This is a genomic window from Bartonella sp. TT119HLJHH (assembly GCF_042193385.1).
In the GTDB taxonomy this organism is placed as follows: Bacteria; Pseudomonadota; Alphaproteobacteria; order Rhizobiales; family Rhizobiaceae; genus Bartonella.
This window is the reverse complement of sequence record NZ_JBHILS010000010.1, coordinates 65,932-79,121: the sequence shown is the minus strand read 5'-3', so window position 1 is coordinate 79,121 and position 13,190 is coordinate 65,932. Positions and strand designations below refer to the sequence as shown.

Genomic DNA, 13,190 nt, shown 5'->3' with positions numbered 1-13,190 from the left:
TTTGCTATTCGTGAAGGTGGTCGTACTGTTGGTGCCGGTATCGTCTCTAAGATCATTGAATAAATAATGCTTGTTGAAGGGAAGTTAGAAGTTTTTTAGTTTTGAGAGTTAGGGGTATAGCTCAGTTGGTAGAGCGGCGGTCTCCAAAACCGCAGGTCGCGGGTTCAAGTCCTGCTGCCCCTGCCAAATGGGGGTGGAATTTTACATATAAGGGAGTGGATTTTGCTGCCTTTTTCGCTTTTTTTGATATGGGGCTTGTTTTTTTGTGTGTGAAACGGTATTGAATAGAAAGTAAGGAAATTGCATAAGTCTTAAAGTTGGCTTTTGCATTTTTTTCCTGTTTATTTTGTTCTATAAAACACAATAGGACTAGAGAGAGTATAGTGTGACGATGGCATCTAAAACCAATCCGATTACCTTTTTGAAGCAGGTTTATGCAGAAACAATTAAAGTGAAATGGCCTACACGTCGTGAGACGGTTATTTCTACTATTATGGTTTTGTTGGTAACTGCATTGGCTTCAGCTTTCTTTTTTATTGTGGATCAGGTTATGCATTTTGGTGTTTGGCGGGTTATTGATCTTCTGAAATATCTTTTTAGTTGAGAATGTAAGGAAGTGTGACTGTGGCAGCTCGTTGGTATATTGTTCAGGCATATTCAAATTTTGAAAAGAAAGTAGCGGAAGCTATTGATAAGGAGGCAAAGCAAAAGGGGCTTGATCATCTTTTTGAAAAGATTTTTGTTCCAACAGAGCGTGTTGTAGAGGTTCGTCGTGGACGCAAGGTTGATACTGAGCGAAAGTTTTTTCCTGGTTATGTTCTTGTTCGTGCTGAGTTAACAGATGAAGTTTATCATCTTATTAAGAATACGCCTAAAGTGACAGGTTTTTTAGGGTCGGATGCACGTCCTGTTCCAATTTCTGATCGAGAGGTTGAGCAAATTCTCAAACAAGTTCAGGAGGGGGTTGAGTCTCCAAAGTCTTCTGTATTGTTTGAGGTTGGAGAGCAAGTTCGCGTTGCTGATGGTCCTTTTGTTTCGTTTAATGGAATTGTTCAAGAAGTTGAAGAAGAGCGCTCTCGTCTTAAAGTTGAAGTGCTTATTTTTGGGCGTCCTACGCCTGTTGATTTGGAATTTGGTCAGGTTGAAAAACTCTGATTAAACTTAGAGTAGTTTTAATTACTTTAAGGAAGGAGTGGGAGGTGATTTATAGCTTTTGTCGGCTTAATGATCCGAACCACGTGACTGCAGCGGGTAACAGGCAAGGTGAATTGTCCGTATACCAGTGAAATTGAAGGCAGATTGTTATGGCAAAAAAAAGTATAGGTCAGCTTAAGTTGCAGGTTCCTGCAGGAGCTGCTACTCCATCTCCACCGATTGGTCCAGCTCTTGGGCAGCGTGGTATTAATATCATGGAATTTTGTAAGGCGTTTAATGCAGCGACACAAGAAATGGAAAAGGGAGCGCCGATTCCAGTTGTTATTACGTATTATCAAGATAAGTCTTTCACATTTTCTCTCAAGACGCCTCCTGTATCGTTCTTTTTAAAGAAGGAAGCAAAACTAAAATCTGGTTCAAAAGAGCCTGGTAAAGTTTCTGTAGGAAGCATTTCTCGCGATAAGATTCGTTCGATTGCAGAATCAAAGATGAAAGATCTTAATGCAAATGATATTGAGGCAGCAATGCGTATGGTTGAAGGTTCTGCTCGCTCGATGGGCTTGGAAGTGGTGGGCTAATATTATGGCAAAAGTAGCAAAAAGAATAAAAAATATCCGAAAAGATATTGATTTTAATGAACTTTACGCTTTAAAAGATGCCGTTTCAATGGTTAAGGAGCGTGCAGTTGCTAAGTTTGATGAAACAATCGAAATTTCAATGAACTTGGGTGTTGATCCTCGTCATGCTGATCAAATGGTTCGAGGTGTTGCTCATTTGCCTAATGGAACAGGTCGAAATATTCGTGTTGCCGTTTTTGCCCGTGGAGATAAAGCTGAGGAAGCTAAGGCAGCAGGAGCTGATATTGTGGGTGCCGAAGATTTATTTGAAAGCGTTAATAGAGGGACTATAGACTTTGATCGTTGTATTGCAACGCCAGACATGATGCCTCTCGTTGGTCGTCTTGGTAAGATTCTTGGTCCACGGAGTTTGATGCCGAATCCGAAAGTTGGTACTGTAACACTTGATGTCGCCGGTGCTGTCAAAGCTTCTAAAGGTGGTGCTGTTGAGTTTCGTGTGGAAAAAGCTGGTATTGTCCATGCTGGTATTGGTAAGGCTTCTTTTGGTGTTGAAAAAATCGTAGAAAATATAAAAGCCTTTGCAAGTGCAGTTATTAAAGCCAAACCGCAAGGTGCAAAAGGTGAATATATTAAGCGCGTTGCTGTTTCGTCGACTATGGGAATTGGTGTTAAAGTTGATCCAGCAACGGTTCGTTCAGAGTTAGTATAAAGCTGATTTATAATTTTGTTTTGGGGTATGGGAATAGCAAAATTGTATTTAAAATGCTGGTTTTGATCAGCATTTAGCTATCTAAGCTTTATAGGGCTTAGGTTGTACCGGGAGAAATTCCGGAATATCCTGTCCGAGATTGTAGGTGATGCTTTTAAGTATCTTAATCAAAAAAACCTGCATGAGACTGGGGTAAAAACTGAGAGTTAAAAGACTTAAAGGGTTTGAGCCTGGGTTGCCTTTGAACGCTGTGCGTGAAAAAGGGGACAGGATCCTCATCGGTGACATGAAGTATTTTATGTTATCAAAGGTAACCTACAGGTTTGTTTTAAGCAAATCTGTTAAATGGAGAGAGACAGTGAATAGAGCGGAAAAACGCGAATTTGTTACATGGCTTAACGAGGCTTTTCGGAAGTCTGGTTCTGTTGTTGTTGCACATTATTCCGGTCTGACAGTTTCACAGATGAATGATCTGCGTTCGAAAATGGGTGAAGCTGGCGGTGCCGTTAAAGTCGCCAAAAACCGTCTTGCTAAAATCGCTCTTCAGGGCACGGAATCTGAATCAATAGTGGGTTTGTTTACTGGACAAACACTTATTGCTTATTCAGAAGATCCAATCACAGCACCGAAAGTTGCTGTTGATTTTGCGAAAAGCAATGACAAATTTGTCATCCTTGGCGGTTCAATGGGTGCAACAAGTTTAACTGTAGATGCTGTGAAGTCATTGGCTTCATTGCCTTCATTAAACGAGTTGCGTGCAAAACTTGTGGGGATGATTTCTACCCCTGCGACCCGTATTGCACAGGTTGTTAATGCCCCTGCTGGTCAGGTTGCACGTGTCATTGGAGCATATGCTCAGGAGGATAAGGCGGCTTAAGGCTGTTTGTATTCACGTTTATGGAAGAGCTTTAATACTTTTCTGTTTTTTTGGATAAAATTTAATAATGGTTCAAATCTTTTAATTGAAGGAATTTAAAAATGGCTGATCTAGAGAAGATCGTAGAAGACCTTTCTAATCTAACCCTTTTGGAAGCCGCTGAGCTTTCTAAGTTACTTGAAGAAAAGTGGGGAGTTTCGGCTGCTGCTCCTGTAGCTGTCGCTGCTGTTGCTGGTGCTGCTGCTCCAGCTGCTGAAGAAAAAACAGAATTTGATGTTATTCTTGTTGAAGGTGGCGCACAAAAAATTAATGTTATTAAGGAAGTTCGTGCTCTTACTGGACTTGGTCTTAAAGAAGCTAAAGATCTGGTTGAAGGAGCACCCAAGCCTATTAAAGAAGGTGCTTCTAAAGAAGAGGCAGAGAAAATTAAGTCTCAACTTGAAGCTGCCGGTGCTAAAGTGGAACTTAAGTAAATTTAATTTTATCGGCGGGCATTTATGTTCGCCGATTTTCTTTCTCTTAATACAAAGAGGAAAAAGAATGAGTAAAAAACCTTTTCCAAACGGTTTCGTAACAGGAATGGGATAGTTTTGGATTACTCATCCCTTCATCATAGAGTCAAAGAGATAAATGGCTTATGTTGGTGGGAGAAGTTAATGATGCTCATTATGAGTGTCAAGTGAACTGGTCTGCATATGCAGGTTAATGATATAAGGCTTTCAAGGTTGGTCTACCTTGAAGAGTAAAGATCAAGGAGCGACGATGGCTCAGACTCACGCAATGATGTCTCAATTCAATGGTCGTAAGCGCGTACGCAAATTTTTCGGTAAGATTCCTGAAGTAGCAGAAATGCCGAATCTTATTGAGGTCCAAAAAGCGTCATACGATCAGTTTCTCATGGTTGAGGAACCGAAAGGTGGACGACCAGATGAAGGTTTGCAAGCTGTTTTTAAATCTGTTTTTCCTATTTCAGATTTTTCCGGTACAGCTATGCTTGAGTTTGTAGGTTATGAATTTGATTTACCAAAATTTGATGTTGAAGAGTGCCGTCAACGTGATTTAACTTATGCTGCTCCATTAAAGGTCATATTGCGTTTGATTGTTTTTGATGTTGATGAAGATACTGGCTCCAAAGATATCAAAGACATTAAAGAGCAAGGCGTTTATATGGGCGATATGCCTTTAATGACGACGAATGGTACCTTTATTGTTAATGGTACGGAGCGTGTTATTGTTTCTCAGATGCATCGTTCTCCTGGTGTCTTTTTTGACCATGATAAAGGAAAGTCGCATTCATCAGGAAAGCTTCTTTTTGCAGCTCGTGTTATTCCGTATCGTGGTTCTTGGCTTGATATTGAGTTTGATGCTAAGGACATCATTTATGCGCGTATTGATCGGCGGCGCAAGATTCCTGTTACTAGTCTTTTGATGGCGTTAGGTATGGATGCGTCGGATATTTTATCGACGTTTTATGATAAAGTGACTTATGAGCGTGATGGAGAAGGATGGCGAGTTCCTTATTCTGTTGATCGCTTTAAAGGAATGAAACTCATTTCTGATCTTATAGATGCAGATAGTGGTGAAGTTGTTGCAGAGGCTGGTAAAAAATTAACCGTTCGTACTGCGAAGGCTTTGGTAGAAAAAGGACTTAAAGCGGTTAAAGTTAGTGAAGATGATTTATTAGGTTGTTATCTAGCTGAAGATATCGTCAATTACGAAACAGGTGAAATTTACCTTGAGGCTGGTGATGAAATTGATGAAAAAGTATTAAAAATTCTGCTTGAAGTTAGTGCTGATCAAGTCAATATTCTTGATATTGATCACATGAATATTGGCGCTTACATCCGCAATACTTTGAAGGTGGATAAAAATGAAAGTCGGCAGGATGCGTTATTTGATATTTACCGGGTGATGCGTCCAGGTGAGCCTCCAACAATCGATACAGCAGAAGCAATGTTCCATTCATTGTTTTTTGATCCAGAGCGTTATGATCTTTCAGCTGTCGGGCGTGTTAAGATGAATTTGCGTATGGACCTTGATTGTCCAGACACAGTTCGCATTTTGCGCCAAGAGGATATTCTTGCTGTTGTTAAGATGTTGGTTGAATTGCGTGATGGACGTGGTGAAATTGATGACATTGATAATCTTGGCAACCGTCGCGTTCGTTCCGTTGGGGAGTTGATGGAAAATCAGTATCGCATTGGTCTTCTTCGTATGGAGCGTGCGATAAAAGAGCGTATGTCATCGGTTGAAATTGATACAGTCATGCCGCAGGATTTGATCAATGCAAAGCCTGCTGCAGCGGCAGTTCGCGAGTTTTTTGGGTCTTCACAATTATCACAGTTTATGGATCAAACCAATCCATTGTCGGAAATTACCCATAAGCGCCGTCTTTCTGCTCTTGGTCCAGGTGGTTTGACTCGTGAACGTGCGGGTTTTGAAGTTCGTGACGTACACCCTACGCATTATGGTCGTATTTGTCCGATTGAAACACCAGAAGGCCCGAATATTGGTCTTATTAACTCCTTAGCAACATTTGCACGGGTTAATAAATATGGCTTTATTGAAAGCCCATATCGAAAAATTATTGATGGTAAAGTCACAAAAGAAGTTATTTATCTTTCAGCGATGGAAGAAGCAAAGCATTATGTAGCTCAAGCTAATTCTTCGTTAGACAGTGAAGGCCGTTTTATAGAAGAGTTTGTTGTTTGTCGTCATGCTGGTGAAGTTTTAATGGCGCCGCGTGATCATGTTGATTTGATGGATGTTTCACCCAAACAGTTGGTCTCAGTCGCAGCAGCGCTTATTCCGTTTTTGGAAAATGATGATGCGAATCGTGCGCTTATGGGATCGAACATGCAGCGTCAGGCAGTTCCTCTTGTACGCGCTGAAGCGCCATTTGTTGGGACGGGAATGGAATCCATAGTTGCGCGCGATTCAGGAGCTGCTGTGAGTGCAAAACGTAGTGGTGTTGTTGATCAAGTCGATGCTACTCGTATTGTTATCCGTGCAACGGAAGATTTAGATCCTTCAAAATCAGGCGTTGATATTTACCGCTTACAGAAATTTCAGCGTTCTAATCAGTCCACCTGTATTAATCAGCGCCCTCTTGTACATGTCGGTGATAGGATAGAGAAAGGTGATATCATTGCAGATGGCCCATCCACGGATCTTGGTGATTTGGCTCTTGGGCGGAATGTTCTCGTAGCCTTTATGCCTTGGAATGGATACAATTATGAAGATTCTATTTTATTATCCGAGCGCATTGTTGCTGATGATGTGTTTACTTCAATTCATATTGAGGAATTTGAAGTTGCGGCACGCGATACAAAACTTGGGCCTGAGGAAATTACGCGCGACATTCCTAATGTTGCGGAAGAAGCGTTAAGAAATCTTGATGAAGCTGGTATTATTTATATTGGTGCTGAAGTTCAACCGGGTGATATTTTAGTTGGAAAGATTACACCAAAGGGTGAAAGTCCTATGACTCCGGAAGAAAAGCTTCTGCGTGCAATTTTTGGGGAAAAGGCATCCGATGTTCGTGATACTTCTATGCGTATGCCTCCTGGGACTTTTGGTACTGTTGTTGAAGTTCGCGTTTTTAATCGCCATGGCGTGGAAAAAGATGAACGTGCGATGGCAATTGAGCGTGAAGAAATTGAGCGTTTAGCAAAAGACCGTGATGATGAACAATCGATTCTTGATCGCAATGTTTATGCGCGTCTTACCGATATGTTAACAGGTAAAGTTGCTGTAGAAGGTCCGAAGGGCTTTTCGGGTAGTAAAAAGCTTGATGGTACGGTAATGGGGCAATATCCACGATCGCAGTGGTGGCAATTTGCTATTGAGGATGAAAAGCTTCAAAATGAAATTGAAGCTTTACGCAAGCAATATGATGAATCAAAAGAAGCATTACAACGTCGCTTTATGGATAAAGTTGAAAAGGTCCAAAGAGGTGATGAAATGCCTCCTGGTGTCATGAAAATGGTGAAGGTTTTTGTGGCAGTGAAGCGCAAAATCCAACCAGGTGATAAGATGGCGGGACGGCACGGGAATAAGGGTGTTGTCTCACGTATTCTTCCTATAGAAGATATGCCATTTCTTGAAGATGGAACTCATGCTGATATCGTCTTGAATCCACTTGGTGTGCCTAGTCGTATGAACGTTGGACAAATTCTTGAGACGCACCTTGGTTGGGCATGCGCGGGGATGGGCAAGAAGATTGGTGATTTGTTAGAGTTGTATCAAGAGACTGGGGATATATTGCCGCTGCGTCAGCGTATTGAAAATCTTATGCCTGATGATAATCATAATGAACCAGTTCGTCAGTATGATAATGAAAGCCTTTACAAATTGGCATTACAGATGAAGAAAGGTGTTTCAATTGCAACGCCTGTTTTTGATGGAGCACATGAGTCTGATATTAACATGATGCTGGAAGACGCAGGCTTAGATAGTTCTGGGCAGGTTACACTTTATGATGGTCGTACTGGGGAGCCTTTTGATCGTCCAGTAACGGTGGGATATATTTACATGTTGAAATTGCATCACCTTGTTGATGATAAGATTCATGCGCGGTCTATAGGTCCCTATTCACTTGTTACGCAGCAGCCATTAGGAGGTAAGGCACAGTTTGGTGGTCAGCGTTTTGGTGAAATGGAGGTATGGGCACTTGAAGCTTATGGTGCTGCATACACTTTGCAGGAGATGCTAACAGTAAAATCAGATGATGTGGCTGGTCGAACAAAAGTCTATGAGGCAATTGTGCGTGGTGATGATACATTTGAGGCAGGGATACCCGAAAGCTTTAATGTGTTGGTGAAAGAAATGCGCTCACTTGCTCTTAATGTGGAGCTTGATGATGCGCGTGAACTTATTGCACAGCGGGCACTGTCTGATACGGCAGAATAATAATTCAAGGAGCGCACTAGAAAAAGGCTGCGCTCTTATTACTTTAAGAGGCTCAATAACCTTATTAAGGCTATACAGTTCGTTTTTAAAAGTAAATGTCTTTTAAAGAAGATCTGTAATAAAATAAATGAGATATTACAACAGGTTCTAAGAATCTTTGAAGGAGAACAGCATGAACCACGAGGTCATGAATCTTTTCAATCCTCAAGCGCCAGCGCAGACATTTGACTCTATTCGTATTTCTATTGCGAGTCCTGAGAAAATTTTGTCCTGGTCGTATGGTGAGATTAAGAAGCCTGAGACGATTAATTATCGGACGTTTAAACCAGAACGTGATGGTCTTTTTTGTGCACGTATATTTGGCCCTATTAAGGATTATGAATGTCTATGTGGCAAATATAAACGCATGAAGTATAAGGGCATTATTTGTGAAAAATGTGGTGTAGAGGTTACCCTTTCGCGTGTACGTCGTGAGCGTATGGGGCATATTGAACTTGCGGCACCTGTTGCGCATATATGGTTTCTTAAATCATTACCAGGTCGTATTTCTACACTTTTAGATTTAACTTTAAAAGATATTGAGCGGGTTCTTTATTTTGAGAATTATATTGTAACCGAGCCAGGATTGACATCTCTTAAGCTCCATCAGCTTCTTTCTGAAGAAGAATATATGCTTGCTATTGATGAATTTGGAGAAGATCAGTTTACGGCTATGATTGGCGCTGAAGCTATTTACGAGCTTTTAGCTGGTATGGAGTTAGATAAAATCGCTAATGATTTGCGTCTCGAATTAGCTGACACAACTTCAGAGTTAAAGCAGAAAAAATTAATTAAACGACTTAAGATTGTTGAAAATTTTCTTGAATCTGGGAATAAGCCAGAGTGGATGATTATGAAAACAATTCCGGTTATTCCGCCGGATTTGCGTCCGTTGGTTCCACTTGATGGTGGGCGTTTTGCGACATCAGATCTGAATGATCTTTATCGGCGTGTTATTAATCGTAATAACCGCTTGAAGCGGCTGATTGAATTGCGTGCTCCTGGAATTATCGTGCGCAATGAAAAGCGTATGGTACAAGAAGCTGTTGATGCATTATTTGATAATGGACGGCGTGGGCGTGTGATTACTGGAGCCAATAAACGTCCATTAAAGTCTCTTTCAGATATGTTAAAAGGTAAGCAAGGGCGTTTCCGTCAAAACTTACTTGGAAAGCGTGTTGATTACTCGGGGCGTTCTGTGATCGTGACAGGTCCTGAATTAAAATTGCATCAATGTGGTCTTCCCAAAAAAATGGCTCTTGAATTATTTAAGCCTTTTATTTATGCGCGGCTTGATGCGAAGGGATATTCCTCAACTGTAAAACAAGCAAAAAAGCTTGTTGAGAAGGAACATCCAGAAGTTTGGGATATCTTGGATGAGGTTATTCGTGAACATCCTGTTTTGCTCAATCGTGCACCAACATTGCACCGTTTGGGAATTCAAGCTTTTGAGCCTATCTTGATTGAGGGAAAAGCTATACAGCTACATCCATTGGTGTGTACTGCTTTTAATGCGGATTTTGATGGTGATCAGATGGCGGTTCATGTTCCGCTTTCTCTTGAAGCTCAACTTGAAGCCCGTGTTTTGATGATGTCGACCAATAATATTCTTCATCCAGCCAATGGGGCGCCAATTATTGTTCCTTCACAGGATATGGTTCTTGGTCTTTACTATCTTTCGATTGTTTCTGAAAAAGAACCAGGTGAGGGAATGGCTTTTTCTGATATAGGTGAGCTTCATTATGCCCTAGAAAATAAGGTTGTAACGCTTCATACGAAGATTAAAGGTCGTGTTAAGAATATCGGTAAGGATGGGAAAGAAGTTGCTAAACTTTATGATACGACACCTGGTCGTTTGATTATCGGTGAGCTTTTGCCAAGAAGTCCGGATATTTCCTTTGATATTGTCAATCAAGAAATGACGAAAAAGAATATTTCTAAAATGATTGACCATGTTTATCGGCACTGTGGACAAAAAGAGACAGTTATTTTTTGTGACCGTATTATGCAACTTGGCTTTTCTTATGCTTGTCGTGCAGGAATTTCATTCGGTAAGGATGATATGGTTATTCCTGATAGTAAGTCGCGTTTAGTTGCAGAAACAGAAGCTTTGGCTAAGGAGTATGAACAGCAATATAATGATGGTTTGATTACACAAGGTGAAAAATACAATAAGGTTGTAGATGCTTGGGGTAAATGTACAGATCGCGTTGCGGATGAAATGATGAAACGTATTCAGGCCGTCGATTTTGATCCTAAAACAGGTCGTCAACGGCCAATGAATTCGATCTATATGATGTCGCACTCTGGTGCACGTGGTTCTGCTAACCAGATGAGACAATTGGCTGGTATGCGTGGATTAATGGCAAAACCATCGGGTGAAATTATTGAAACCCCCATTATTTCAAATTTTAAAGAAGGTCTAACTGTTAATGAATACTTCAATTCCACGCATGGTGCACGTAAAGGACTCGCTGATACTGCGTTAAAAACTGCTAACTCTGGTTATCTCACACGGCGTCTTGTTGATGTTGCACAGGATGCTATTATTTCAGCAGTTGATTGTGGTACAGCAAAAGGGCTTACCATGCAGCCCATTGTTGATGCAGGACAAATTGTTGCCTCCCTTGGGCAAAGAATTCTTGGTCGTACAGCCCTTGTTGATATTCTACATCCTGTCTCTGGAGAGGTTATCCTTGAAGGTGGGGCAATGATTGAGGAAGCTGATGTTGCGAAGATTGAAGCAGCTGGAATTCAATCTGTTCAAATTCGTTCTGCTTTAACATGTGAAACACGTCTTGGTGTTTGTGCAAAATGCTATGGTCGTGATTTGGCGCGTGGAACACCTGTTAATCAGGGAGAAGCCGTTGGTGTTATTGCTGCTCAATCCATTGGTGAGCCGGGAACACAGCTTACTATGCGTACTTTCCACTTAGGAGGAACTGCGCAGGTTGTTGATTCATCGTATTTAGAGGCATCTTATGAAGGTAAGGTGGAGATTCGTAATCGTAATGTGGTTCGTAACTCTGAGGGCCAATTGGTTGTTATGGGGCGTAATATGGCTATCCTTATCAAGGATGAGTTAGGAAAAGAGCGCGTTGTACATCGTGTTAGCTATGGTGCTCATATTTTTGTTGATGATGGTGATGTGGTTAAACGTGGCCAACGTATAGCAGAATGGGATCCTTATACACGTCCAATTTTAACGGAAGTTGAAGGTTATGTAGGTTTTGAAGATATGATTGATGGTTTATCTGTCACTGAAACAGCTGATGAATCTACGGGTATTACGAAGCGTTTGGTGATTGATTGGCGCGCTAATCCACGTGGTGCGGATCTTAAACCAGCTATTATTATTCACACAGATAAAGAAGGTGAATCCATTGCTAAATTGTATAAAGGAGGTGAAGCCCGTTATATGATGTCAGCGGAGACTATTCTTTCTGTTGAGCTTGGTGCTCATGTTAAGGCGGGTGATGTTATTGCTCGTTTACCAATGGAAAGTGCCAAGACGAAAGATATTACGGGTGGTTTGCCTCGTGTGGCTGAGCTTTTTGAAGCACGTCGTCCAAAGGATCATGCGATTATTGCTGAAGTAAGTGGTACAATTCGGTTTGGCCGTGGTTATAAGAATAAACGTCGTATTATTATTGAACCAAATGATGAGACTCTTGAGGCAGTAGAATATTTGATTCCAAAAGGTAAGCTGTTTCACTTTCAAGAAGGCGATCAAATTGAAAAGGGGGATTATATTCTTGATGGGAATCCAGCACCTCATGATATCTTGGCGATTAAGGGTGTTGAAGCTTTGGCATCTTACCTTGTTAATGAGATTCAGGAGGTTTATCGTTTGCAAGGGGTTCTTATTAATGACAAGCACATTGAAGTGATTGTTCGTCAAATGTTGCAAAAAGTTGAAATTACTGAATCTGGAGATTCTGGTTATATTCCAGGTGATAATGTTGATCGTATTGAACTTGATGAAATCAATGATAATTTGATTGCAGAAGGGAAGAAACCCGCATCTGGTAATCCCATTCTTCTTGGAATTACAAAAGCTTCTCTTCAAACGCCTTCTTTCATTTCGGCGGCATCGTTTCAGGAAACAACACGTGTTCTTACTGAAGCAGCAGTTTCTGGTAAAATTGATACTTTGCAAGGACTTAAAGAGAACGTTATTGTCGGTCGTCTTATTCCAGCAGGTACGGGTGGTACGATTTCTCAAATCCGTCGTATTGCTGCAGTTCGTGATGATTTGATTGTAGATGAGCAGCGTAAGTCTAGTAATAACGAAGTGGCTAAGGCTATGTTGACAAATATGACAACTGGGGCAGTTGCTGAATAATTTAAATACAACATTACATAATATAAAAAACGTCTGAATAGAAAGTTCAGACGTTTTTTATCTTGAAATGCAGAAATTGCATATTTTCTTAAAAATATTAAAAATTATAAGGTGACAGTTATTTTAAACGTCTTTAGTAGCCTTATTGTTTTGTAATGATGCTTATCTTTTTTGTTACTTTATTTTAAAGTTTCTTAATTTCTAAAAGCAGTATAGAATTTTTCCAAAATATGTGAAACTCAAAAGTCATATTCAAGGAAAAGAGTTGATTATCTACAAATCAAATAAGATTGATTTTAAATTGTAGGAAAATTTTTGATTGATATCTTCTATAAAAAATTAAAAGGACTTATAATGAAAGATCAAGAGTCTTTTCTATAATCTAAAAAATAATTGATTCTCTACTATATAATGCTTGTATGATAAGAATGTATTTTCTTATAAATTAGAATGCAGGAAAGTAGAGATTAAGGTGCTCACTAAGTTTTATAAAAAATAGACATATTTTTTATAACAATGTGATCTATGCAGACAGAATGATAAAATGTACGAATATTATTCAATTGGAAAATTAAC

Annotated in this window: 8 protein-coding genes, 1 tRNA gene and 1 pseudogene; all 10 read left to right on the top strand. The window is 40.3% G+C overall.

The annotated features are described in order from the left end of the window. A pseudogene (locus tag ACFIJL_RS06700) lies at nt 1–63 on the top strand (elongation factor Tu); the annotation flags it as partial. Nucleotides 64–110: 47 nt separating this feature from the next. Next, a tRNA-Trp gene (locus tag ACFIJL_RS06695) sits at nt 111–186 on the top strand. A 205-nt stretch (nt 187–391) separates the two neighbouring features. Then, entirely contained in the window at nt 392–604 is a 213-nt protein-coding gene (gene secE, locus ACFIJL_RS06690) for a preprotein translocase subunit SecE (protein WP_273790652.1), read from the top strand. Nucleotides 605–624: 20 nt separating this feature from the next. Next, nucleotides 625–1,155: a transcription termination/antitermination protein NusG gene (nusG, locus tag ACFIJL_RS06685; RefSeq protein WP_005773664.1), complete on the top strand. Its 531-nt coding sequence runs from the start codon at nt 625–627 to the stop codon at nt 1,153–1,155. Nucleotides 1,156–1,304: 149 nt separating this feature from the next. Then, a complete protein-coding gene (rplK, locus tag ACFIJL_RS06680; RefSeq protein ID WP_375616770.1) occupies nt 1,305–1,733 on the top strand; it encodes a 50S ribosomal protein L11 in 429 nt (142 codons plus the stop codon). A 4-nt stretch (nt 1,734–1,737) separates the two neighbouring features. Beyond that, nucleotides 1,738–2,442, top strand: a complete 705-nt coding sequence (gene rplA, locus ACFIJL_RS06675; protein WP_375613460.1) for a 50S ribosomal protein L1 — start codon at nt 1,738–1,740, stop codon at nt 2,440–2,442. Nucleotides 2,443–2,800: 358 nt separating this feature from the next. After that, nucleotides 2,801–3,319, top strand: a complete 519-nt coding sequence (gene rplJ, locus ACFIJL_RS06670) for a 50S ribosomal protein L10 (protein WP_012755027.1) — start codon at nt 2,801–2,803, stop codon at nt 3,317–3,319. Between the two features lie 101 nt (nt 3,320–3,420). Beyond that, nucleotides 3,421–3,792 carry a 50S ribosomal protein L7/L12 gene (gene rplL / locus ACFIJL_RS06665; protein WP_012755028.1) on the top strand — a complete coding sequence of 124 codons (372 nt, stop codon included), beginning with the start codon at nt 3,421–3,423 and terminating at the stop codon, nt 3,790–3,792. Nucleotides 3,793–4,081: 289 nt separating this feature from the next. After that, nucleotides 4,082–8,230: a DNA-directed RNA polymerase subunit beta gene (rpoB, locus tag ACFIJL_RS06660; RefSeq protein ID WP_375623677.1), complete on the top strand. Its 4,149-nt coding sequence runs from the start codon at nt 4,082–4,084 to the stop codon at nt 8,228–8,230. 172 nt (nt 8,231–8,402) lie between these two features. Further along, a complete protein-coding gene (gene rpoC, locus ACFIJL_RS06655) occupies nt 8,403–12,614 on the top strand; it encodes a DNA-directed RNA polymerase subunit beta' (RefSeq protein ID WP_375623675.1) in 4,212 nt (1,403 codons plus the stop codon). The last annotated feature ends 576 nt before the right edge of the window (nt 12,615–13,190 follow it).